The sequence below is a fragment of the Herbidospora yilanensis genome (assembly GCF_001570565.1).
In the GTDB taxonomy this organism is placed as follows: Bacteria; Actinomycetota; Actinomycetes; order Streptosporangiales; family Streptosporangiaceae; genus Herbidospora; species Herbidospora yilanensis.
The window spans coordinates 357,728-380,930 of the sequence record NZ_BBXE01000013.1; the positions used below are offsets into that span (position 1 = coordinate 357,728).

The window sequence follows — 23,203 nt, forward strand, 5'->3', positions numbered from 1 at the left end:
CCATATGTACGAATTAGTGGGCTATTGCAGAGCCGTCCGCGCAGGTCTCGGCGACCGTGCCGAACAGCGGGAGCCACATGACGAACCGGGCTCCGGCCACGGAGTCCTCCAAGGTCAGCTTGCCGCCGTGGCGGTGGGCGATGTCGCGGGTGATGGCCAGGCCGAGGCCGGTGCCGCCCGCGTCCAGGCGGCGGGCGTCGTCCAGGCGGATGAAGCGTTCGAAGACACGCTGACGGTCGGCGGGCGGGATGCCCGGACCGTCGTCGGTGACGGCGACGGCCGCCTGGTCGCCGACCGTGGTGAGGCTGAGCCGGACCGAGGAGACGGCGTGCCGCCGGGCGTTGCCCAGCAGGTTGGTCAGCGCGCGGATGAGCTGGATGCGCGACCCGCAGATCCACATGTGGCCCTCGACGTAGAGCCTGACCGGGACGCCGTGGCCGCTCCGGTTCACCCGGGCGGTCTCCTCGACGAGGAGTCCGGCGAGGTCGACGAGCTCGTGCGGGACGGCGGTCTCCGCGGCGTCCACGCGCGACTGGGCGAGCAGGTCGGTGAGGATGGTCTCCAGCCGGTCGACCGAGGCCAGGGCCGCGTGCAGGCTGCGCCGCGGATCGGTGTCCTCGGGGTGGTCGATGGCGTCTTCGAGCTCGGCGCGCAGGCCCGCGAGCGGGTTGCGCAGCTCGTGGGAGGCCAGGGTGGCGAACCCGCGCTGCCGGGCGACCGCCTCCTCCAGGCGGGCGAAGGTGAGGTTGGCGGCCCTGACCAGGTCGGCGAACTCGTCGCCCCCCGGCGGGACGGGCAACCCCCGGCCCAGGTCGTCAGCGGTGATCTTGTCGATGTCGCCGCGGATGGCATGGATGGGCCGCAGCACCCGGCCGACGGCCCACCAGGTCCCGAACCCGGCGCCGGCGGCGAGCACCAGGCCGGAGCCGATCAGGAGCAGCCCGGAGGCCTCGGCGTCCAGAGTGGGGCGGAGGGGCATGACGATCGCGTCCAGCGTGATCAGGACGGCCAGGACGGTCAGGACCAGCAGCAGGGTCGCCGTGGTGCAACGCGTACGGATGGATCGGGACGGATGGACGATGGTCACGTTTGACCTCCGGTCGTTCGTTCAACTGGCCGTCACGGCCAGGCTTCCGAGGAGACCGAGCGCGTGCTCGGAAGGGCTTCCGGGCTCGGCCTGAAGGGCGAGGACGTGGTGGCCGGGCAGGCGCACGACGTCGAGGACGTCACAGAACAGCGTGAGTTCGCCGACCACGGGGTGGCGCAGGCGCTTGACCCTGCGGGCGTCCGACGACAGGTCGTGCCCGGCCCAGATGCGCCGGAAGTCCCCGCTCCGCCCGAGTTCGCCGAGCAGGTCGTCGAGGCCCGGCGGCCGCCCCTCGGCCACGATGGCGTGCAGGACGTCGATCGCGGCGGCGGCGATGTGCGTCCACTCGGTGAAGAAGTCGGTCGCCGCCGGGTCGAGGAAGACCAGCCGGAACAGGTTGTCGGCATGGCGCAGCCCGCCCAGCAGCGCGGTGCCGAGATCGTTGGCCGCGCGCACGTTCATCAACGGGTCGCAGAGCAGGACGGCCACGCCCTGCCAGTCGTCCATGAGCCGCCGCAGACCCGGATCAGCCGGGAAACCGCTGTTCATGCCACCGAACGTAGGCCCGATCCGGAGAGCCAGGGTGGCCGTGCCACACCCAGTCAAACCAGACATAAGGCACATAAGGTGCCTGTATGGAAACCGACAGAAAGCTCGGCGAGTTCCTCCGGGCCCGGCGCGAGATCACCCCTCCCGCCCGAGTCGACCTGCCGGACGCCGGATCCCGCCGCACCCCCGGCCTGCGGCGGGAGGAGGTCGCGATGCTGATCGGAGTCAGCACCGACTACTACATCCGCCTCGAACAGGGACGCGAACGCAACCCCTCCGACCAGGTGATCGCCGCCCTGACGGAGGTCTTCACCCTGGGCGCCGACGCCGCCGCCCACATGTACGCCCTGGCCCGGGGCCCCTCACCGGCCGACCCGGCGCCCGGAAGCGCCCCCGACGAGGTCAGCCCGCACCTGATCCGGCTGATCGACGGCTGGCCCCGCACCCCCGCCTTCGTGATCAACCAGTACATGGAGGTGGTGGCCCTGAACCGCGCGGCCACCGCCTTCTACGAGCGGGCCCTCGGCCGGAAGCCGGAGATCGGCGGCAACTCGCTCCGCGCGATGTTCCTCGACCCCGCCATACGCGACTTCAACTGCGACTGGGAGTCGGCCGCACGGGCGAAGGTGGCCCATTTCCGCGCCAGCGTCGGCCGCAACCTCCACGACCCCCGGGTGTCGGAGCTGATCGACGAACTGAGCGACCAGAGCCCCGAGTTCCGCGACGCGTGGGCCCGCTACGACGTCCAGATCGAACACTGCGGCACCCGGCACTTCCGCCACCCGCTGGTCGGGGAACTGACGGTCAACTGCGAGGTGTTGTCGCTCACCGGCTCACCCGGGCAGCACCTGATCACCTTCCAGGCCGGCCACGACCGGCAGTCGGCCGAGGCGCTCGACGCGTTGTGCCGGGACGTGACCTGAGGAACGAGAAAACCCCCACGACCGTGGGGTCGCGGGGGTTCGTGGAAACGGTGTTTCGGTGCCCCCTGCAAGATTCGAACTTGCGCTCCCGGCTCCGGAGGCCGGTGCTCTATCCCCTGAGCTAAGGGGGCTCAGGAACAAGCCTAGGTTACCAGCACTCCACACCCTCTTCGCACACCGTTATGCGACGCGCCCGGGCACACATCCCCCGAAAACCCCGCGCCGACCGCCCCTCACGGGTAGCCTCGCGGCCGTGGGTGAGGTTTTGGGGCGCGTACTGGTCGTCGACGACGACGAGGTCATCCGGCAGCTCATCGCGGTCAATCTGACCTTGGAGGGCTTCGATGTCTATACAGCCTTCGACGGGCAGGACTGCCTCGACCGGGTCAGGGAGGTCGATCCCGACGTGATCACCCTCGACGTCATGATGCCGCGGCTCGACGGCTGGGAGACGGCCACCAAGCTGCGCACCGACCCGCGCACCACCCACGTCAAGGTCGTGCTGATCACCGCGCGGGCCCAGGAGGACGACAAGCGCAGGGGGCTCGGCATCGGGGTCGACTCCTACCTGACCAAGCCCTTCGATCCGGCCGAGCTGATCCAGGTCGTCAGAGACCTGGCCCTGGCGGCGAAGAGCGGCACCAGGTCACCCGAGATCTAGCCCTATCGTCGGTGCCATGACCTTCGAAGTGGCCCTCTGGTACGAACCCGAACCGATCTCCAAGGAGGAGGCCCGGGACCGCTACCGCAAGGCCGAGTTGTCCCCGGAGATCAGTGCGGCCCTGGCCGCCGCCCTGCCCGGCGCCACCGTCGACGGCGCTCTCGTGTCGGCCCCCGACGAGGCGGTCGACGAGGTGGGGAACGCCGCCTTCGCGTTCGCCCGCGAGCACGGGCTCGTCTGTTACGACGCCCGGCGCCACCTGATCCACAACCGGGAGCCCCTGGGCGCGTACCGGGAAGTGCAGTTGCACACCGGTGACGGCGTCGTCGTCCACGATCCCGATCTGAACCTGGTCAACGACGTGCTGGAGACCCTGTCGGCCGAGAACCCGTTCATGGCGCTGGTCGTCTACGGCGCCCATTTCATCCAGGTCTCCCCCGGCTACGAGGTCGACTTCAAGGAGGACGGCGTCATCCGGTCGACGGTCACGCCCGACAAGGAGCAGGTCCGGCGGATGGTGCTGCTCTATCTGGTGGGCGACCGGTCGTTCCTCGACGCTCATGAGTGGACGGTCCGGGGGTAGTGCCCCGGGCATGGAACTGCGCACCGACCGGGTCGGCCTGCTGCTCGACCAGTTGGAGACCTCTGTCACCTTCACCCGGGACCGCCTTCAGGGCCTGACCGACGACGAGTACTTCTGGGAGCCCGCGCCGGGTGATTCCTGGACGGTCCGGCGGCGGCTCGACGGCGACGTGGACGTCTACGGCAAGGGCGACTGGATCGCCGACTTCAGCCCCGACGAGCCCATTCCGCCGCCGGTCACCACCATCGCCTGGCGGATGACGCATCTGCTGGCCTGCTTCGAGATGCGGTGGGACTGGACGTTCGGCAACCGGCGCATGCTCTTCGACGACCTGGAGATCCCCCACACGGCCGACGACGCACAGAAGCGGCTGTTCGAGAGCGTCGGGCGGTGGGCGGAGGACGTCGACGGGCTGACCGAGGGGCAACTCGACACCGTGGGGTTCAGCCAGTTCCCTGCCGGGCTGGACCCCACGGTGCCGTTCATCGGGATCGTGTGGTGGCTGAACCGGGAGTTCGTCCACCACGCGGCCGAGATCGCGCTGCTGCGCGACCTCTACCGCGAGAAGCTGAAGTAGTTGAGGTTGACGAAGTCGGCCGGTTGACCGCTGCTGAAGGTGATGTAGACGGTCTGGGTGCCGGTGACGGGCGAGATGTTGGCGGGGACGGTCCGCCACGACTGCCAGCCCCCGGTGTTGGCGACCGACATCTGGCCGATCAGGGTGCCGGTGGGGCTGCCGAGCCTGACCTGGACGAGGCCGCTGACCCCGCCGGCCGCGCCGGAGGCGACGCGCGCGTTGAACTGGGTCTCGCCGGTGAAGTTGACCGAGTAGCGCAGCCAGTCGCCGTTGGAGATGTAGGCGACGTTCTGGCCGCCGCCCGCGTCGGTCGTGGTCTCCAGTTGGGTGCCCTGCTGGGCGGTGTACGACTCGGCCTGGATCACGCCGCCGGTCGGGGGCGGCGATGACGGGGGCGGGGTCGTGCCGGTGCCGCTCTGCCAGACGGCGACGTAGTCGACGACCATGGGCCGGCCGCTGACGGTGGCGGCGGTCGGGGTGCCGAAGCCGGCCACGCCGTTGGGGAAGCCGCCGCCCATGGCCACGTTGAGCAGCAGGAAGTAGCCCGCGTGGCTGGTCATGTTGTTCCAGGTCGTGGCGTCGAACTGGTTCTGGCTGAGGGTGTGGTAGTTGACGCCGTCGACGTACCAGCGGAACTGGTTCGGGGTGATCGAGCGGTCCCACTCGAAGCGGTAGGTGTGGAAGGCCGACTGGCAGGACGATCCGGGACAGGCTCTGGCGGCGCCGAGGCCGTTGGTCTCGTTGCAGTTGCCGCCGGGGGTGACGCCGCAGTGCAGCACGCCCCAGACCTGGTTGATGCCGTTGACGTTCTCCATGATGTCGAACTCGCCGATGCCGGGCCAGTTCCAGTAGTTGCCCCGGTAGGGGGAGCCGAGGGCCCAGAACGCGGGCCAGTAGCCGAGGGCCGCGTCGCCGGTCACGTTGGGCATCTGGATGCGGCCCTCGATGCGCAGGATCCGCCCGGCGGCGGGCTTGAAGTCGGCCCGGCGGCTCTCGATGCGGGCCGAGGTCCAGTTCTGGCCGCTGCCGATCGGGGTGATGCGCAGGTTGCCGCTGCCGTCGAGGCTGAGGTTGCTCGTGCTGGAGGTGTAGTTCTGGATCTCTCCGGTGCCCCAGTTGGCGGGGCCGCCCGGGTAGCCATGGCCGGTGTCGATGATCCAGTTGGTCGACGAGGGCAGGGTGCCCGCCGAGCCGTTGAAGTCGTCGGACCAGACGAGGGTCCAGCCCGAGGGGGTCGCGGGGACGGCGGCGTTGGCGACGCCGATGCACAGGACCGGGGTCATCAGCGCGGCGATCCACCCGATCAGAGAGCGTTTACCGACTCGTAAGGTTGCCATCGGAACCTTTCGGGACGTGGGAAGTCGCAGATGGCCGTTACTGTGCCTCCGGCTTCACGCGTCGTCAAGGCCCAAGGTGAAGATTCTAGAGAGCGCTCTCCACGTTCGGACTCTGAACACGCGCGAGTGCTCCGAGTACTCCCGCGCGCTCTCCCAGTTCACCCTTCACCACGCTGACCGCGCGCGCCGCGCTCGGGATGGCCAGGCGGCCGACCACGGTCATGATCGGCTCGATCAGCAGTGGACCGGCCTCGGCCAGCGCCCCGCCGATCACCACCAGGCCCGGGTTGAGGATGTTGCACAGGCTCGCCACCGCGATCCCCAGATGCCGCCCCGCGTCGGCGATCACGCGGCGGCAGCCGATGTCGCCGCCGTGCGCCAGCTCGACCAGCCGCGACACCGTGACCTGCCCGTGGGTGGGCCGGACCAGGTCGATGAGCTGCTGGCCGCCGGCCAGCGTCTCCAGGCAGCCGCGGTTGCCGCACCGGCACAGACGGCCGTTCTCGTCGATGGTGATGTGGCCGAGCTCCCCGGCCGTCCCGGTCGCGCCCCGGTAGAGCAGCCCGTTGATCAGGATGCTCGCCCCGACCCCCGTGCCGATCTTCATGTACGCCACCTCGCGCCGCCCCTTGGCCGCCCCCCACGTGGCCTCGGCCAGGGCCCCGAGGTTGGCGTCGTTGTCGACCACGACGGGAACGCCGAGCCGTCGTGTCAGCTCGGCGGCCGGATCGACGCCGGCCCAGCCCGGCAGTATGGTGCTCGACCCCATGATCCCCGTCTGCGGGTCGATCGGGCCGGGTAAACCGAGCCCGACGGCCTTGATCTCGGCACGGCTCACGCCCGCCCGCCCCAGCAGCCCGACGATCAGGCGTTCGGCCGCCGACAACCCCTCGGGCGCCCTGGCCCCCACGTCGAAGGGGATCGCCTCCTCGGCCAGCACGCGGTGGGACCGCTCGGCCAGCGCCACCCGCAGGTGGGAGTGGCCGAAGTCGACGCCGACCACGAGCCCGGTCTCCCGGGCCGGGGAGATGAGGTGGCGACGCCCGCCGGCCTGGGAGATCTCCACCAGCCCGGCGTCGCGCAGCTCCCTGACGATGGTCGAGACGGTCGCCGGGGACAGGCCCGTCTGGCGGGCGAGTTGTGCCTGGGTGAGGGCGCCGGACTTACGCACCGTTTCCGTGATCAGGCGGCGGTTGGTCTCCCGCAGAGCCGTCAAGGAGTTGGCCATCGAACGATCTCCCTTGTTCAGGGATTGAACGTACACCTCTTGACGTTCTACCGGAACGGGTGTTCTCTGAACAGAGAGCGCTCTCAGTCGGTTGAAAGGGGCAGATATGGCCCCCCGCACGTTCAAGGTCATCATGGATGGAGAGGGGAACTACTCCCTCTGCCCCGCCGATCGCGAACCCCCTGACGGATGGGTCGTGACCGGTGTCGACGGCGTGTTCCAGGAACACCTCGACCGGGTGGCCGCGCTCTGGGGCGTCGACGGCAAGATCGTCTGAGCTCGCGCCGGGAATCTGCCGTGAAGAACACGGTAGGGTCCGGCGGTGGCCTCCGTCCGAGTCGAGCTCCCGATCTCCGCTTCGCCCGATCACGTCTGGGACGTCATCCGTGACGTCGGCGCCGTCCACGAGCGCCTGCTGCCCGGCCGGGTCGTCGGCACGAGAATCGACAACGGCCGCCGCTTCCTGACCTTCCCCGACGGCAACGTGGTCGAGGAGCTGATCGTGGCCGTCGACGACGAGGCCCGCCGCTTCGCCTACGCGGTCGTCGCGGGCGCCCGCCCGCCCCTGGAGCACCACCACGCCTCGTTCGAGGTGAACCCCGACGGCACCCTGGTCTGGACGGCCGACTTCCTGCCCGACACCGCCGCCGGGGAGGTCCGCATCCGGATGGAACGCGGCCTGGCCGAGATGGCGGCCGCGATCGAGGAGGCGGCTAGGCCGACTCCCTGACCACCAGTTCGGTCGGCAGGATCACCGACGGCTCCCCCGGGTTCAGCAGCAGCCGGGCGAGCTCGCGTCCCATCCGCGTCGTCGGCTGCCGGACGGTCGTCAGGGGCGGGTCGGCGTAGGGCGCGGCCGGCACGTCGTCGTAGCCGATCACGGCCACGTCGCCGGGCACCCGGCGGCCCGCCTTCCGCAACGCCTGGAGCGCGCCGAGCGCCATCATGTCGGAGGCCGCGAACACCGCGTCCAGGCCCGGATCGTCTTCGAGGAGCTGGGTCATGCCCTCGAAGCCGCTGTCGCGGGTGAAGTCGCCGATCGCGATGATCGAGCGCCGGCCGGAGTCGCGCAGCGCGTTCCGGTAACCGGTCAGGCGGTCGATCCCGGCGACCATGTCGGGCGGCCCGGCGATGGTGGCGATCCGGCGGCGGCCCGACTCCAGCAGGTGCCGCACCGCCGACTCCGCGCCGCCGACGTTGTCGATGTCGACGTACGGGAGAGAGGACCCCGTCAGGGGCCGCCCGCTGCACACCACCGGGATGCCCCGGCGGGCCAGTGCGGCGGGCAGCGGGTCGGCGCCGTGCATCGAGGCGACGATCACCCCGTCGACGTGGCCCGACGTCGTGTAGCGCTCGACCCGCTCGTGGCCGCGCGAGGATCCGGCGAGCATCAGCACGACCTGCTTGTCGGCCGCGTCGGCCTCCGCCGAGACGCCGCGGATGATCCCGGCGAAGGTCGGGTCGTCGGAGAAGACGCGCACCGGCGGCTCGGAGAAGACGAGCGCGATCGAGTCGGCCCGCTGCGTCACCAGCGACCGGGCCGCCTGGTTGGGGACGTAGCCGAGCTCCTCGACGGCCCGCTGCACGGCCACGCGGATGTGCTCGGCCACCGTCGTCGAGCCGTTGACGACGCGGGAGACCGTCGCCCGCGACACACCGGCACGGGCGGCGACCTTCTCCAGGGTGGGTCTGCTCACGCCAGGCCGTTCCGGCGGATCACCTCGGCGTACCACTTGGCGCTGTCCTTCGGGACCCGCTCCTGGGTGGCGTAGTCGACGTAGACCAGGCCGAAGCGCTTGTCGTATCCGTAGGCCCACTCGAAGTTGTCGAGGAACGACCAGACCAGATAGCCGCGCAGGTCGACGCCCGCCTCGATGGCCGCGTGGGCGGCGCGGAAGTGGGCGTCGAGGAATTCGACGCGCCGCCTGTCGTCGACTCGGCCCCCGATGAGCGTGTCGTCGAAGGCGGCGCCGTTCTCGGTGATCATGAGCGGCACGTCGGGGTAGTCGCGGGACAGGCTCACCAGCAGTTCGGTGAGGCCCGCGGCCTCGATGGGCCAGCCCATGGCGGTCTTCGGACCGTCGGGGACGGGGAAGCCGATGCCCTCGCTGCCCGGGAAGACCGGATTGGCGGGCTCGCCGGGGCGGGGCTCCGTGAAGGTCGGGTTGTAGTAGTTGACCCCGAGCAGGTCGATCGGCCGGCTGATCACTTCGAGGTCGCCGTCGCGCACGAACGACCAGTCGGTGAACCGGGAGGCGCGGGCCACCACGTCGGCCGGGTAGACGCCGCGCAGGACCGGGTCGAGGAAGATCCGGTTCATGATGCCGTCGGGCACCGCCGCGGCGTCGGGGTCGCTGCCCCGGACCGGCGAGAGCGCGTGGGTGATGCTGATCTGCTTCGCGCCGAGGGCACGCAGCTCCCCCGTCGCGAGCCCGTGCCCGAGCAGCAGGTGGTGGGCGGCCGCGAAGGAGGCGCCGATGTCGGTGCGGCCGGGGGCGTGGACGCCGGCCGCGTAGCCGAGGAAGGCCGAGCACCACGGCTCGTTCAGGGTCGTCCAGGTCTCGACGCGGTCGCCGAGGCGGCGGAAGACGGCGGCGGAGTATTCGGCGAACCGCTCGGCGGTGTCGCGGTCGGTCCAGCCTCCCCGGTCTTCGAGGGCCTGCGGCAGGTCCCAGTGGTAGAGGGTGACGATCGGGGTGATGCCCGCCTCGCGGAGGTCGTCGACGAGGCGGTCGTAGAAGTCGAGGCCGTGGGGGTTGGCCGGGCCGCTGCCGCTGGGCTGGACACGCGGCCAGGCGACCGAGAAGCGGTAGGCCGACATGCCGAGCGAGGCCATCAGCGCCACGTCGTCGCGGTGGCGGTGGTAGTGGTCGCACGCGACCTCGCCGGTGTGCCCCTGGAAGACCTTGCCCGGGGTGGCGCTGAACGTGTCCCAGATGCTCGGGCCGCGTCCCCCCTCACGGGTGGCCCCCTCGATCTGGTAGGCGGCGGTCGCGGTGCCCCACACGAACCCCTGCGGGAATTGCAGGACCTCCGCCCCCCTGGCCAGATCCGCCGACACGGTCATGCTGCTGCCCCCACCCAACCGGCCCCCCTTGTGAGAGCGCTCTCAGCCAGCATCCCGGCAAGTCGGCCCCCATGTCAACGCGGGGCGTCGATCACCGGGTTTTCCGGTGACGGGTGAGGCCCTGTTGACAAACGCTTCACTCTCCGTCAGCGTTCCGCATCTGAGAGCGCTCTCTATCGCGGCTTCCGTGACGAGGCCCGCGAGTCGGCCGCCAGCGAAACCCGGCCGCTCGCGGGGAGGGCGGCACGACTGCAATCCCTATTTGTTGATACATGCGGAAAAACCCTTACAGGGCGGCGGTGACCGAATCGGAACACAACCGTGGTCGCGCTCCCACCGCCGTCCTCATAACGTGTCCTGAGTTAGCGCTTGAAGCGCTCAATGCCGGGAATGTGACGGTCGGCCCTCTCCCGCGATCGGCCGCGACGTTGCCAGAGAGCGCTCTCCATCATTACGGAACTGTCCAATTCACAATGCGGTAACCGTAATCTCACATGGATTGACATGCCGTCGTAACCGGGGTGAAGCTTCCGGAACCGCTCTCTGATGAGAGTTCATGGAAGAACTTTGGAGGAAGGGTCCATGTCGCTCCTCTCACGACCCGCCCGTTTGTCCGCCATCGCGGCAAGTTTGGGCTTGGCACTCGTGGCCACCGGCTGCGGCAATTCCGGCGGCGACTCCGCGGCACCGGCGGCCAGCGCCGGCGGCGGCGACGCGGCGTCCGCCGAATGTGCGCCGTTCACGGAGTACGGCAAGTTCGACGGCACGACGGTGAGCATCTACTCCCCGATCCGCGACGCGGAGGCCGACCTGTTCGAGCAGGCCTGGAAGCCCTTCGCCGACTGCACCGGCATCAAGATCACCTATGAGGGCACCGGCGAGTTCGAGGCCCAGATCCAGGTGCGCGCCGACGCCGGCAACCCGCCGGACATCGCGTTCTTCCCGCAGCCCGGCCTCCTTGAGCGCTTCGCCAAGGCCGGCAAGCTGAAGCCCGCGTCCGACAAGGTCAAGACCCTCGCCGGCGAGAACTGGTCGCCCGACTGGGTCAAGTACGGCACCGTCGACAACACCTTCTACGGCGCGCCGCTGGGCGCCAGCGTGAAGTCGTTCGTGTGGTACTCCCCCTCGATGTTCGCCGAGAAGGGCTGGACCGTCCCCACCACGTGGGCCGACCTGATGACCCTGACCGAGACCATCGCCGCCTCCGGCATCAAGCCGTGGTGCGCCGGCATCGAGTCGGGCGACGCCACCGGCTGGCCCGCCACCGACTGGATCGAGGACGTCGTCCTCCGCGACCTCGGCCCCGACGGCTACGACCAGTGGGTCGCCCACGACCTGCCCTTCAACGACCCCAAGATGGTCGCCGCCGTCGACAAGGTCGGCGCGATCCTGAAGAACGACAAGTACGTCAACGGCGGCTACGGCCCCGTGAAGTCGATCGCCTCGACCGCCTTCCAGGAGGGCGGCGTGCCGATCACGGAGGGCAAGTGCGCCCTGCACCGGCAGGCCTCCTTCTACGCCAACTTCTGGCCCGAGGGCACCAAGGTGGCCGAGGACGGCGACGTCTTCGCCTTCTACCTGCCCGGCAACGACGCCTCCAGCAAGCCGGTGCTCGGCGCCGGTGAGTTCGTGGCCGCCTTCGCCGACCGTCCCGAGGTCCAGGCCGTGCAGGCCTACCTCGCCGGCGGCGACTTCCCGAACCGCCGCATGGCGCTCGGCACCTACGTCTCGGCCAACAAGAAGGTCGACGTCAGCAAGGCCCAGAACCCGATCGACAAGCTCTCCATGGAGATGCTGCAGGACCCGAGCACGGTCTTCCGCTTCGACGGTTCCGACCTGATGCCGGCCGCCGTGGGCGCGGGCACCTTCTGGAAGGGCATGACCGACTGGATCAACGGCAAGGACACGAAGTCGACCCTCGACTTCATCGAGGCCTCCTGGCCGAAGAACTGATCTAGGGACCGCTGCCCGGCCCCGGAGCCACGAGCTCCGGGGCCGGGCACATCCGCACCCGGGAGCCTTCCCCATGGACTTCTTCTTCGATTTCGCCGCCGAGGCGCCGAAACTCGTCCAGCTTCTGATCGGCGTCGTCGCGTTCCTGGCCTTCGTCGGCCTCATGCTCCTGCTGCTCGACCGCGCCCCCATGAAGGAACGGTCGTGGGGGCACTCGCTGCTGCTCCTCGGCCCCGCGCTGGTGCTGCTCGCGATCGGCCTGGTGGTGCCGGGCATCCGGACCACCCTGTTGTCGTTCATGAGCGGCGACAGCAGCCAGTTCGTCGGCCTGGACAACTACGTCTGGATGTTCACCCAGCCGGAGGCGATCACGGTCCTGCGCAACACCCTGATCTGGGTGCTGCTGGTGCCGTCTCTGGTGACCGCCATCGGTCTGGTGTACGCGGTCGTGGTGGACAAGTCCCGCTTCGAGTCGGTCGCCAAGTCGCTGGTGTTCCTGCCGATGGCGATCTCGTTCGTCGGCGCGGGCATCATCTGGCGGTTCGTCTACGCCTACCGTCCCGAGGAGGCCGACCAGATCGGCCTGCTCAACCAGTTCGTGGTCTGGCTCGGCGGCGAACCGCAGCAGTGGTTGCAGAGCGCCCCGACCAACACCCTGTTCCTGATCGTCGTCATGGTCTGGATCCAGGCCGGTTTCGCCACCGTGGTCCTGTCGGCCGCGATCAAGGGCATCCCGGCCGAGATCGTCGAGGCCGCCCGGCTCGACGGCGCGACCCCGATCCAGATGTTCTTCCGGGTCACGCTGCCCTCGATCCGCCCCGCCCTCGTGGTGGTGCTGGTGACCCAGTCGATCGGCACGCTGAAGCTGTTCGACATCGTCCGCACGATGACGGGCGGCCAGTTCGACACCAGCGTCATCGCCAACGAGATGTACAACCAGGCGTTCCGCTACGGCGAGGCGGGCAAGGGCGCGGCGCTGGCCGTGTTCCTCTTCGTGCTCGTCACGCCCATCGTCGTCTACCAGATCCGCTCGCTGCGGCAGCGCCGGGAGGCATGAGCATGACCACCATCGCCCCCGGCGTCGTCAAGACGGCCCAGCCGAAGACGGCCGCCGGCCGGGTCCGCAAGCGGCTCTCCGGCCGCGTCGCGAGCCTGATCGCGGTCGTCATCGCCCTGCTCTGGACGACCCCCACGTTCGGCCTGTTCCTCTCGTCGTTCCGTCCCGAGGACGACATCAAGCAGACCGGCTGGTGGACGTTCTTCGCCAACCCGCAGCTCACCCTGGAGAACTACCGGGAGGTGCTGTTCGGCAGCTCGTCGTCGTCGGGCCGGCTGGCGTCGTTCCTGATCAACTCGGTCGTGATCACGATCCCGTCGGTGCTGTTCCCGCTGGCGCTGGCCACCTTCGCGGCCTACGCGCTGTCGTGGACGCGGTTCCGCGGCCGCGACTGGGTCTACATCGGGATCTTCGCCCTCCAGGTCGTGCCGCTCCAGATGGCCCTGGTGCCGCTGTTGTCGTTCTTCTCGCAGGGTGTGGAGGTCTTCGGCGTCACCCTGATGCCGGCGTGGAACCTCGAAGGCTCGGCCCAGTTCGTCCAGGTCTGGTTCGCCCACACCTGTTTCGCGCTGCCGCTGGGCGTCTTCCTGATCCACAACTTCATGTCGGAACTGCCCGGCGAACTGATGGAGGCGGCCCGCGTCGACGGCGCCACCCACGGCACGATCCTGCGCAAGGTCGTGCTGCCGCTGGTGGCTCCGGCGCTGGCGGCGTTCGGCATCTTCCAGTTCCTGTGGGTGTGGAACGACCTGCTGGTCGCGCTGATCTTCTCGGGCGGCACCGCGGAGACCGCCCCGATGACGGTACGGCTGGCGCAGATGGCGGGGACCAGAGGAAACGAGTGGCAGCGCCTCACCTCGGGCGCGTTCGTCTCCATGATCATCCCGTTGATCGTGTTCCTGTCCATGCAGCGTTACTTCGTGCGCGGCCTGCTGGCCGGAAGTGTGAAGGGCTAGGGGCCGATATCGTTATCGTCCGCAACCCGAGCCCCGTGGGAGGAAACCGTCGATGAAGCGCCCCACCTTGGAGGCCGTCGCCGCTCGTGCCGGGGTTTCCCGGGCGACCGTCTCCAGGGTCGTCAACGGCCAGTCCACCGTCGGTCCCGAGATCCGCGACGTGGTGCTGCGCGCCGTCCGTGAGCTGGGCTACGTGCCCAACTCGGCGGCGCGCAGCCTCGTCACGCAGCGGACCGACTCGATCGCCCTGGTGGTGTCGGAGCCGACGACGCGGGTCTTCTCCGACGACCCCATGTTCTCCACCGTCATCCGCTCGGCCAGTGTCGAGCTGGAGGCGGCCGACAAGCAGGTCGTGCTGATGCTGAGCGGCTCGGCCCAGTCCCACGCCCGTGTGGAGCGATACATCGCCAGCGGCCACGTCGACGGCGTCATGCTGATCTCGATGCACGGCGCCGACCCGCTGCCCGCCGCGATCACCCGCATGGGCGTCCCGGCGGTCTCCTACGGCCGCCCGGCCGTGCCGGTGGCGCTGCCCTACGTCGACAACGACAACGTCGGCGGCGCCGAGAAGGCCGTCAAGCACCTGCTCGAACGCGGCCGCCGCCGGATCGCCACGATCGCCGGCCCGCAGGACATGATCGGCGGGCAGGACCGGCTGACCGGCTACCGCACCGCGCTGCGCGACAGCGACCGCCGCTCGATCGTCGCGGTCGGCGACTTCACCCGCGAGTCGGGCGCGATCGCGATGCGCCAGCTCCTCGAAGACGACCCCCAGCTCGACGCCGTCTTCATCGCCAACGACCTGATGGCCATCGGCGCGATGCAGGCCCTGCGCCAAGCGGGCCGCAGCGTGCCCGACGACGTGGCGATCGTGGGGTTCGACGACATCGAGGCGGCCCGCTACACCGATCCGCCGCTGACGACCGTCCGCCACCCGATCATCGAACAGGCCGCGGCGATGGTGAAGCTGCTGCTCAGCCTGCTGGAGCGCGGCGAGACGGCGGCCGACCCGGTGATCCTCGAAACGGAACTGGTGGTCCGCGAGTCAGCCTGAGAGGGCTCCGTCGATCCGGCTGAGGACCTTCCGGCTGACCAGCCCGTAGGCGAAGAAGTCGACCCCGGCGGCCCCGGCCGCCTTCGCCGCCCTGACCTTGGCGGCCAGGCGTTCGGTCGAGTCGACGTCGCGGCGGCGTTCGCCCCACCCTTCGATGTCGGGCATGCCCGGCCGCAGGACCGCGCGCAGTTCGCGGTCCTTGCCGACCGAGCGCGAATAGGCGGCCAGGTCGTCGGCGATCCGGGTCGCGTCGCGGGCGTAGGCGAGCACGGCGAACGACGGGACCAGGTCGCCGAGCGCCACCAGGTCGACGCCGATCTGCCAGGCGTCGTGGGCGGCCAGGCCCGCCGTGGGCAGGCCGTCGGCGGCTCCCTTCAGCGCGCCGGTGGCGTCCATGAAGGTGAGCTGCGAGCCCTCTTCGGTGACCGCCGCCGAGACCTCCGCGACCAGGGAGGTCACCGTCTCGGAGCGGGCCCGCGCGTAGGCGACCACCTCGGGGCCGGCGTAGGCGGTCAGCGCCGCCCGGGTGACCTGGCCCTGGGCGGGCGGGTCGCCGTCGAGGACGCCGCCGACGATCCGGGCGCACTCCTCGCGGGCCACCTCGGCGTTCACCCCGAGCTGGGTCGCCCGCAGCAGGCAGTGGTGGCAGAAGCACAGGCCCAGGAGGAAGGCGTCCATGGGGCCGAGGGGGATGTAGGAGCGGCCCGCCTCGAACGCGGCGAAGTGGAGGGAGTCGGCCACGACGCTGTCGACGCCCTGGCGGGCCACCGCGCGGGCCAGCCCGACGGCGTAGGCGCGCACGTCGGGGTTGGCCGGGCACAGGTCGGCGGGGGCGCCGCGGTCGCCGAAGCAGTTGCGGACCGTCACCTCGGGGTGGCCCGCCCCGAGGGTCGGGTTGCGCAGGAAGACCGCCCACCCGTGGAAGGCCAGGCCCCGCGACCGGCAGGCGGCCCGCAGGTCGTCGAGGATCTTGTCGTCCGCGCCGGGCTGGAGAGGCGGCCAGAGCCGCCCGAACAGGTCGGGCGGCGGCGGGAAGTGCACCCCGTCGTGCCGGAGGGTGATCCGGCTGGTGCCGTGGGGGGTGACGTCCGTGATCTGGTGGACGGCGGCGGCCACGGTCACCCCGGCCACGCCGAGGTCCGTTATCCGGTCGAGCACCGCGTCGACGCCCTCGTCGCGCAGGTCCTCGACGAAGACGTACACCGAAGAATCCACTAACGCCCCTTGTAGGCCACGAAGTCGATTTCCACCAGGATGTTCATGAGCTGCGATCCTACGGTGGTCCTGACCGGATAGGGCTGGGTGAAGTAGGACTTGTACACCTCGTTGTAGGCGGCGAAGTCCTCCTTCAGGTTCTGCAGGTGCACCGTCGACTTGATCACGTCGTCGAAGGTCAGGCCGTGGACGGCCAGCACCGCGCCCAGGTTCCGCATCGTCTGGTGGGTCTGCTCGGCCACGTCCGCGCCGACGATCTCGCCGGTCTCCGGGTCGAGCGGGCCCATGCCGGAGGTGTAGACGAAGTCGCCGACCACGAGCCCCTGCGAGTAGGCGCCGACCGGGGCGGCGCCGTCGGCGGTGCGGATCTCTTCCTTCAATGTCGCTCCTAGAAGTACGTGGTGAGCAGGTCGACCACGATGTAGTCGTCGTCGACGACGGGGATGACCCGCCACTTGTCGAAGGCGGTGCACGGGTGGGAGATGCCGAACCTCAGCACGTCGCCCGGCCTGACCAGGCCGCCGGGGTCGCTGAGGTAGGTGTGCTGGTCCTGGAGCCCCGTCACCGTGAGCCCGTCGGGCGCCGACGGGAGATCCAGGTCGTAGGGGATGTCACGCTTGCCGAGCCCGACGATCGCCAGGCCGGGTTCGGGGGTGGACAGGACCTGGGCGTACACCTCCAGCGCGGGTCTCAGCCGGTCGGCGAAGGGGCTCATCCGGGCGTAGAAGCCCTCGTCGTGGCCGATGTAGGCGCCGGGACGCACGATGACCTGGGCGTCCATGCCCGCCAGTTCCCCGGTGACCAGGTCGAAGTGGGAACTGCCGCCGGCGGAGACGATCGGGGCGGCCAGGTCTTCGGCGAGCCGGCGCAGGTCCTTCAGGTAGGCGGTGACGCCGGCCCGGTCGGGCTGGGTGCCCTCGTAGCCGGACACCCCGGCGAACTCGACGCCGTCGGTCGCGTCGACGAGGGCCTTGAGCGCCTTCGCCTCGTCCGGGGTGCGGCAGCCGGTCCGGCCGCCGGGATGCCCCAGTTCGACCAGGATCCGGAAGCCCTTCCCGGCCAGCAGTTCGACGCCCCGGGGCGAGTCGGCGTAGACGAGGAGCTCCATGTCCTGCCGGGCCAGCCAGTCGACGGCCCTCTCGTCGTAGATCTCGTTGGCCAGCAGGACCCGCTCGACCCCGAGGTGCCGGTAGACCATGACCTGGCTCGCGGTCGCGGCCGTCAGCCCCCACGCGCCCGCCGCGAGCTGCTTGGCGAAGAGTTGCGGCGACATGGTCGTCTTGCCGTGGGGGGCGTGGAAAAGGCCGTGGTCGTGTACGTGTTCCGCCAGCACCCGCACGTTGTGGTCGAGGGCGCTCTCCCGGGCGACCATGAGCGGCCACGTGAACGGGCCGTCGAACAGGTGGTGGCGTGCCGCCAGGAACTCCTCCGCCGTGACCGGCTCCGGCTGCACGAATCCCCGTGTGCGCCAGTCGATGGTCATGCCGGAAATGAGCACTCGTGGATCGTATAGGAGACTACGCGGGTCGCAGGGCCCGGCCGGGGCGTGTTGTGGTCATTCGTCCGCCTTCGAGAACCCGCTCCCCGTTGATCCACACGTCGTCGACGCCCTGGGCGAGTTCGCGGGGGTCGGCGTAGGTGGCCCGGTCGGCGACCTTCGCCGGGTCGACGAGGATGAGGTCGGCGGCGTGGCCGGGGCGCACCAGCCCCCGGTCGAACAGCCGGAACCGGCGGGCCGGGTGGGCGGCCAGGTGCGACGCGGCCTCCGCCCAGGTCAGATCGGCCTTCTCCCGCACGTGGTGGCCGAGGAAGCGGGCGAACGCGCCGTAGGCGCGGGGGTGCGGATGGCCGCCGACGTGCAGGCCGTCGGAGCCGCCGGTGTGGGCCGGGTGGCGCAGGACGCGGCGCACCGACTCCTCGCCCTCGGGGCCCTCGTCGGGGCGGGCGCTGACGCAGCCGGCTTCGAGGTCGGTCTCGATGAGCAGCCGGCGGGCGAACGACGCCGGGCTCTCGTCCCGCCGCGCGGCGGCCTCGGGGATGGTGAGGCCCTCGGACCATTCGAGGCCCGGGGCGTGCGCGATGGTGAGGCGCTCCCAGGCGTGGTTGAGGTCGAGGCGCTCGATCATCGGCAGGGCGGTCGCCGGATCGGCCGCCGGCACGGACTGCGGCAACACGATCATCGCCAGGATCGTGCTGCCCCGCAGGTAGGGATAGGTGTCGAAGGTCGTGTCGCCCTCCAGCAGCGGCAGCAGCACGTCGGCCGGGCCGTGGAAGTGGGAGACGTGCAGCGGGACGCCGGCCTTCCGGGTCACGTCCAGCGCCTCCTTCATCCCGACCGGCGCCGACTGGCCGTAGCCGCGCATGTGGGTGACGTACGGGAGACCCTGGAGCGGCGCGCACAGGGCGGCGAGCTCGGTGGCGTCGGCGTAGCGGCCGGGCACGTATTCGAGGCCGGTGGACAGGCCCGCCGCGCCCTCTTCGAGCCCTTTCTCCACGATCGAGCGCATCGTGTGGAGTTCGTCCGCGGATGCGGTGGTCTGAGCGGGCCCGAGCACGTCGTAGCGGATCGTTCCGTGTGGGAGCAGGAAGACGCTGTTAAGGGCGGCTCTGTCATGGCTCGCCCTGATCTCGGCCACCGACAGCGGGCCGTCGCCGGGGAAGCCGCCGTTGATCGCGGCGAAGTAGCGGCTGGCGTAGTCGAAGGCGGCCCTGGTGGTGGTCGGGGCGAACGAGAGCCCGTCTTGGCCGAGCACGACCGTGGTGACGCCCTGGCGCAGGTTGGCGAGCTGGAAGCCGGGGTCGTGGACCAGCGCGTCGCCGTGGGAGTGGCAGTCGATCATCCCCGGGAGGACGAGGCGGCCGGTGGCGTCGACGGCGTCGTGGTGCGGCAGCCGCCCGACCGCCGCGACCTTCCCGGCCGAGATCCCGACGTCGGCGCGGAACGGCGGGGCGCCGGTTCCGTCGACGACCCAGCCGTTCGCGATCACCACGTCGAAGGTCACGTGATCAGTATGCGGACCGGTACTTCTCCTCGCACGTCACCGACGTGTCGACCGGGTGCGCCGCGAGGATCTCCGCCGCCTGGCGGCGGGACAGGTTCCAGCCGTTCCACGGGTCGGGGAAGCGCAGGTCCTGGACCTCGATCACCTCTCGCAGCACACAACTCCTGATCGGCTCGGGCAGCCGGTCGAGTCCCGGTACGGCGTCCGCGCTCAGCCGCCCCAGATAGTGGGCGTCGAGGCGGTCGACGCCCCGTACCGACACCTGGGTCTCGGCCACCTGCGCGTCCGGGTTCCAGACCGCGAAGACCATCAGCGACACGGCGGTGAGCAGCACCAGCGCCCTCGGCAACCACGCCCGCCTCCTGACCAGCCCGCCGACCAGCACCAGGACGAACACCGCCGCGATCCACCAGATCGTCGCACCCACCGAGGCGCGCAGCCGGGTGAAGCCGTAGGCGGCCGTGTAGAGGCCGAGGCGGTGCAGCGCCGAGGCCAGGATGACGAGGGTCAGCGCGCACAGCAGCCCCAGCAGGGTCGCCATGATCCACCGGTCGCCCTTGATCATCAAGCCGCAGAAGGCCACGATGAACAACACGAACACACTGACGGTGATCAGCTCGAAGAAGCCCGACCGGGCGTATTCGGCGAACGTCAGCCCGGCCGTCTCCAGCACCCTCCGGCTGCCGCCGAACAACACCGAGATCTGCACCCCGACGAAGGCGGCGAACAGCAGGTTCACGCCGACCAGCGGGATGACCCAGAGGGTCCGGGCCAGGTCGAGCGGGGCGTGGTCGACGCGGGGTTCGGCCACCGGCCGCAGCGCCACCAGGATCGCGGCGGCGGCGAGCACCCCGAAGACGACGAACAGGAAGATCCTGACCGGCAGCGTCTCGGCCCACGCGGGCGCCGAGAGCAACTCGCGGGCGAACGAGGAGAACACCGCGTCGGCCGAGACGAACAGCACCCCGAAGACGGCGAGCAGGACCGCGGTGATCCCCAGCGAGACCAGAACGGGCAGCAGGCTGCGCCGCTTGAGGACCCGGCGCAGCGGCCCGCCCAGGAACCACGGCACCGGGAACACCGCCAGCCCGACCGACAGCAGCCCCCTCGTCACCCCCGCCCAGCCCCGGCCGCCCGACACCGCCAGCGAGGCGACCGCGAACGCGGCCAGCAGCGTCAGCCCGACCAGCCAGTCGGCGTCCCGGAACAGCGCCACCGACACCAGCCCGTAGGCGGCCACGGCGTAGGCGACGCTCCATGCGTTGACCCGGTGCCGGACGGCCGGCGCCACCGCGAGCGTGAGCGCGACCGCGGTCAGCACCACCCCGAGGCCGGTCGGCGCGTAGGGGAAGCAGACGGCCGCGACGAGCCCGGCCCCCATGGCCGCCGGGAGCACCCAGCGGGGCGTGTCGGGCAGGGCCGGGCGCGGGAGGAGCGGCGGCGGCGTGTACGCGTCGAACTGCCCGCCCGCCCCGCCGGGCGACGTCCCGATCCGGCCGCCCAGCGACGCCCCGATCGCGATGCCGGCACAGACGAACAGCAGGAACGCGCCGGCGGCTTGGACCTCGGTGTTCGGACCGATGCCGAAGAACGCGGCCGCGACCGTGCCCCCGAGCAGCCCGGCCAGCACCCCGATGATCCCGCCGACGACGGCCCCGCCGATGGACCGGCCGGGAGGCGGCTCGTCGTCGGGCGTCCGCTGACGGGAGGAACCGGGCGGGTCGGCGGGGCCGTCCGGGACCGCCTGTCCTCGCGGCACGGGCTTGGTGTCGGGAGCGGCCACGACGGGGTGCGGCGAGGTGACGGCGGCGCGGATGGAACCGTCGGACGTGACCCGCGCGGGGGCGGCCTCGGCCGGCGTCCCTTCGGGCGCGGTGGTTCCCGGTGCGGGCGTGGCCGCACCGGATGCCTGCGGCTCGGCCGGGGCCTCGGAGCCGCTGGCCGAAACCGTCGTTCGCGGAGCGGCGGCCGCGACGGCCGAGGCGTCCCGTCCGGCCGGTGCGGGCACCGGGGAAGTCCGCCGCGACAGTTGCCCGGGAGACACCGTGGCGCCTCGGGTCTCCGGCGATGCCTGCTCGTAAGCCGATGCCGCCGACAGCTCGCGCGCCGCCTGCGGGACCGGCGCCTCCGCGCCGTCGGCTTCCGGCGGGTCGGTCCGGGTCGGGTCGGGGTTCTGCACGGAACCGGCCTCCGTATCGACTCGTGAGCGACCGTGGACCGCCCCCAGAGGGGTGCGCTCCTTGACCGCCTTCGGCAGGGTGACGACCATGTGGCAGCCGATGCCGCCGGCGACCGCGATCGTCCCCCCGTGGAGTTCGGCGATCTCCTTGGCGATGGCCAGGCCGAGGCCCGCTCCCCCGGCATCGGCGGCGCGGGCGGCGTCCAGGCGGGAGAAGCGTTCGAAGACACGCTGGCGGTCGGCGGCCGGGATGCCGGGGCCCTCGTCGGCGACCTCGATCTCAAGGGTTCCGTCGGCCGAGGCGCGGGAGGTCAGGGTGACCGTCCCGCCGGGCGGGCTGTGCCGGACGGCGTTGTCGAGCAGGTTGGCCAGCACCTGGGCCAGGAGCGCCGGATCGGCGGTCGTCAGGTGACGGCCGGGGTCGATCGCGGCGACGACCTTCACGTCGTCGCGGCCCAGCGACGCCTCCCTGACGGCCTGCCCGCCGAGGGCGGCCAGGTCGAACTCCTCGGCCACGATCGGCCGGGCCCCCGAGTCGAGCCGGGACAGGTCGAGGAGCTGCGCCACGAGGCGGCCGAGGCGCTGGGTCTGGGCGAGGGCGGTGCCGAGGATCTCGGGTTCGGGCGGGGAGACGCCGTCGACCACGTTCTCCAGCACGGCCTGCACCCCCGTGATCGGGGTGCGCAGCTCGTGGCTCACGTTGGCGACCAGCTCCCGGCGCTGCCGGTCGACCTCGGCCAGGTCGGCGGCCATCGCGTTGAAGGCCCTGGCCAGCTCGCCGACCTCGTCGCGGCTGGTGGCGGTGACGCGGAGGCCGTACGATCCCTTGGCGATGGTCTGCGCGGCGGCGGCCATCTCCCGCAGGGGCTTGGTCATCCCCCGGGCCAGCACCTGCATCATGAGCAGCGCCAGGAAGACCGCGAACGCGATCCGGAAGTCGCGGGGAACACCCCCGTTGATGCCCACCTCGTTCACCACGAACGCGGTCACCACGGCCCCGACCATGACGATCCCGAGTTTGACCTTGATGCGGCCGAGGAAGTCGAGCGGCCTCACGGGCGCACCAGGGCGTACCCGACCCCGTGAACGGTCCGCACCACCTCGGACCCGAGCTTGCGCCGCAGCGCCCGCACGTGACTGTCCACGGTCCGGGTCGCCGCCGCCTCGGAGAACCCCCAGATGTCGGCGAGCAGCCGCTCCCGCTCGTAGACCTGCCCCGGCCGCTCGGCGAGCCGCCTGAGCAGGTCGAACTCGGTCCGGGTGAGCTGCGCCTCGGCCCCGCGCACGAACACCCGCCGCTCGGCCAGGTTGATCTCGATCTCCCCGACCCGCAGCACCGTCTCCTCCGACGCGAGCTGCGCCGCCCGATCGACCCGCCGCAGCAGCGCGTGGATGCGCGCGACCAGCTCCCGCATGCTGAACGGCTTGGTGATGTAGTCGTCGGCCCCCACCCCGAGCCCGACCAGCACGTCGGTCTCCTCGCCGAGCGCGGTCAGCATGAGCACAGGCACCGGCCGGGCCGCCTGGATGCGGCGGCACACCTCCAGTCCGTCGAGACCGGGAAGAAGCCGGTCGAGCACCACCAGATCGGGCTCGAAGCGCGCGTACACGACCAGCGCCCCTTCACCGTCAGCGGCGACGCGAACGTCGAACCCTTCGGCCGTCAGCCGGGTCGCGACCGCCGTCGCGATGGTGTCGTCGTCCTCGACGACCAGCACCCGGCGCTGCTGGGGATAAACCATGCAGGCAGCGTAGAGGCCCGACGTGCAGAGCTT

Annotated in this window: 22 protein-coding genes and 1 tRNA gene; 10 read left to right on the top strand and 13 right to left on the bottom strand. The window is 70.8% G+C overall.

Translation table 11 applies throughout. The features are described 5' to 3' along the window. Positions 1–13: 13 nt before the first annotated feature. Together AW273_RS01715 and AW273_RS01720 are read right to left on the bottom strand one after the other, a co-directional pair. The gene (locus tag AW273_RS01715; protein WP_062344487.1) at positions 14–1,087 is read right to left on the bottom strand and encodes a sensor histidine kinase; all 1,074 of its coding nucleotides are present in this window, start codon (positions 1,085–1,087) and stop codon (positions 14–16) included. A 21-nt stretch (positions 1,088–1,108) separates the two neighbouring features. After that, entirely contained in the window at positions 1,109–1,636 is a 528-nt protein-coding gene (locus AW273_RS01720) for an MmyB family transcriptional regulator (protein ID WP_157555520.1), read from the bottom strand. 86 nt (positions 1,637–1,722) lie between these two features. On the opposite strand from AW273_RS01720, the gene AW273_RS01725 reads away from it, so the two are divergent. Further along, positions 1,723–2,559 (top strand): helix-turn-helix domain-containing protein, encoded by an 837-nt coding sequence (locus tag AW273_RS01725; RefSeq protein WP_062344489.1) that lies wholly within the window; start codon positions 1,723–1,725, stop codon positions 2,557–2,559. A gap of 59 nt (positions 2,560–2,618) precedes the next feature. Here AW273_RS01725 and AW273_RS01730 read toward each other — a convergent pair. Continuing rightward, a tRNA-Arg gene (locus AW273_RS01730) sits at positions 2,619–2,690 on the bottom strand. Between the two features lie 122 nt (positions 2,691–2,812). On the opposite strand from AW273_RS01730, the gene AW273_RS01735 reads away from it, so the two are divergent. From AW273_RS01735 to AW273_RS01745, 3 genes are read left to right on the top strand one after another with little or no spacing between them, the layout of a single operon-like run. After that, the gene (locus AW273_RS01735; RefSeq protein WP_198167962.1) at positions 2,813–3,220 is read left to right on the top strand and encodes a response regulator transcription factor; all 408 of its coding nucleotides are present in this window, start codon (positions 2,813–2,815) and stop codon (positions 3,218–3,220) included. 16 nt (positions 3,221–3,236) lie between these two features. Then, on the top strand, positions 3,237–3,803 hold the full coding sequence (locus AW273_RS01740; RefSeq protein ID WP_062344493.1) for a hypothetical protein: 567 nt from the start codon (positions 3,237–3,239) through the stop codon (positions 3,801–3,803). Between the two features lie 10 nt (positions 3,804–3,813). Beyond that, positions 3,814–4,380 (top strand): DinB family protein, encoded by a 567-nt coding sequence (locus AW273_RS01745; protein ID WP_062344496.1) that lies wholly within the window; start codon positions 3,814–3,816, stop codon positions 4,378–4,380. On the opposite strand, the gene AW273_RS01750 is transcribed toward AW273_RS01745, so the two are convergent. After that, positions 4,359–5,717: a glycoside hydrolase family 16 protein gene (locus tag AW273_RS01750; RefSeq protein ID WP_062344498.1), complete on the bottom strand. Its 1,359-nt coding sequence runs from the start codon at positions 5,715–5,717 to the stop codon at positions 4,359–4,361. The genes AW273_RS01745 and AW273_RS01750 overlap by 22 nt on opposite strands. Positions 5,718–5,802: 85 nt before the next feature. Next, entirely contained in the window at positions 5,803–6,945 is a 1,143-nt protein-coding gene (locus AW273_RS01755; RefSeq protein WP_063909803.1) for an ROK family transcriptional regulator, read from the bottom strand. Between the two features lie 106 nt (positions 6,946–7,051). Here AW273_RS01755 and AW273_RS35920 point away from each other — a divergent pair, with 106 nt between their 5' ends. Both AW273_RS35920 and AW273_RS01760 read left to right on the top strand, forming a co-directional pair. Next, the gene (locus AW273_RS35920) at positions 7,052–7,222 is read left to right on the top strand and encodes an MbtH family NRPS accessory protein (RefSeq protein WP_083949432.1); all 171 of its coding nucleotides are present in this window, start codon (positions 7,052–7,054) and stop codon (positions 7,220–7,222) included. Between the two features lie 45 nt (positions 7,223–7,267). Further along, complete coding sequence (locus AW273_RS01760; protein ID WP_062344500.1) at positions 7,268–7,675, top strand: SRPBCC family protein; 408 nt, start codon at positions 7,268–7,270, stop codon at positions 7,673–7,675. On the opposite strand, the gene AW273_RS01765 is transcribed toward AW273_RS01760, so the two are convergent. Together AW273_RS01765 and AW273_RS01770 are read right to left on the bottom strand one after the other, a co-directional pair. After that, complete coding sequence (locus AW273_RS01765) at positions 7,659–8,642, bottom strand: LacI family DNA-binding transcriptional regulator (RefSeq protein WP_062344502.1); 984 nt, start codon at positions 8,640–8,642, stop codon at positions 7,659–7,661. The two genes, AW273_RS01760 and AW273_RS01765, sit on opposite strands and share 17 nt — an antisense overlap. Next, on the bottom strand, positions 8,639–10,012 hold the full coding sequence (locus AW273_RS01770; protein WP_062344504.1) for a GH1 family beta-glucosidase: 1,374 nt from the start codon (positions 10,010–10,012) through the stop codon (positions 8,639–8,641). The genes AW273_RS01765 and AW273_RS01770 overlap by 4 nt, the downstream gene beginning before the upstream one ends. 645 nt (positions 10,013–10,657) lie before the next feature. Between AW273_RS01770 and AW273_RS01775 the strand changes: the two genes are divergently transcribed. From AW273_RS01775 to AW273_RS01790, 4 genes are all read left to right on the top strand, one after another. Continuing rightward, positions 10,658–11,965: an ABC transporter substrate-binding protein gene (locus AW273_RS01775; RefSeq protein WP_369409026.1), complete on the top strand. Its 1,308-nt coding sequence runs from the start codon at positions 10,658–10,660 to the stop codon at positions 11,963–11,965. Between the two features lie 73 nt (positions 11,966–12,038). Next, complete coding sequence (locus tag AW273_RS01780) at positions 12,039–13,022, top strand: carbohydrate ABC transporter permease (RefSeq protein WP_062344514.1); 984 nt, start codon at positions 12,039–12,041, stop codon at positions 13,020–13,022. Positions 13,023–13,024: 2 nt separating this feature from the next. Further along, a complete protein-coding gene (locus AW273_RS01785; RefSeq protein ID WP_062344516.1) occupies positions 13,025–13,978 on the top strand; it encodes a carbohydrate ABC transporter permease in 954 nt (317 codons plus the stop codon). Positions 13,979–14,030: 52 nt separating this feature from the next. Beyond that, positions 14,031–15,032: a LacI family DNA-binding transcriptional regulator gene (locus tag AW273_RS01790; protein WP_062344518.1), complete on the top strand. Its 1,002-nt coding sequence runs from the start codon at positions 14,031–14,033 to the stop codon at positions 15,030–15,032. Here the strand turns inward: AW273_RS01790 and AW273_RS01795 are convergent. The 6 genes from AW273_RS01795 to AW273_RS01820 are packed head-to-tail and all read right to left on the bottom strand — an operon-like array spanning position 15,024 to position 23,170. Then, the gene (locus tag AW273_RS01795; RefSeq protein ID WP_062344520.1) at positions 15,024–16,247 is read right to left on the bottom strand and encodes a hypothetical protein; all 1,224 of its coding nucleotides are present in this window, start codon (positions 16,245–16,247) and stop codon (positions 15,024–15,026) included. The genes AW273_RS01790 and AW273_RS01795 overlap by 9 nt on opposite strands. Then, positions 16,247–16,627, bottom strand: coding sequence for a Rid family detoxifying hydrolase (locus AW273_RS01800; RefSeq protein ID WP_062344522.1), 381 nt, complete (start codon positions 16,625–16,627; stop codon positions 16,247–16,249). Before AW273_RS01800 ends, AW273_RS01795 begins: the two co-directional genes overlap by 1 nt. Positions 16,628–16,635: 8 nt before the next feature. Next, on the bottom strand, positions 16,636–17,730 hold the full coding sequence (locus AW273_RS01805; RefSeq protein ID WP_062344524.1) for an alanine racemase: 1,095 nt from the start codon (positions 17,728–17,730) through the stop codon (positions 16,636–16,638). 34 nt (positions 17,731–17,764) lie between these two features. Beyond that, the gene (locus tag AW273_RS01810; RefSeq protein WP_062344526.1) at positions 17,765–19,249 is read right to left on the bottom strand and encodes an N-acyl-D-amino-acid deacylase family protein; all 1,485 of its coding nucleotides are present in this window, start codon (positions 19,247–19,249) and stop codon (positions 17,765–17,767) included. Between the two features lie 4 nt (positions 19,250–19,253). Then, positions 19,254–22,484 (bottom strand): DUF4153 domain-containing protein, encoded by a 3,231-nt coding sequence (locus AW273_RS01815; protein ID WP_062344528.1) that lies wholly within the window; start codon positions 22,482–22,484, stop codon positions 19,254–19,256. Further along, a complete protein-coding gene (locus AW273_RS01820) occupies positions 22,481–23,170 on the bottom strand; it encodes a response regulator transcription factor (protein WP_062344529.1) in 690 nt (229 codons plus the stop codon). Before AW273_RS01820 ends, AW273_RS01815 begins: the two co-directional genes overlap by 4 nt. Between the last annotated feature and the right edge of the window lie 33 nt (positions 23,171–23,203).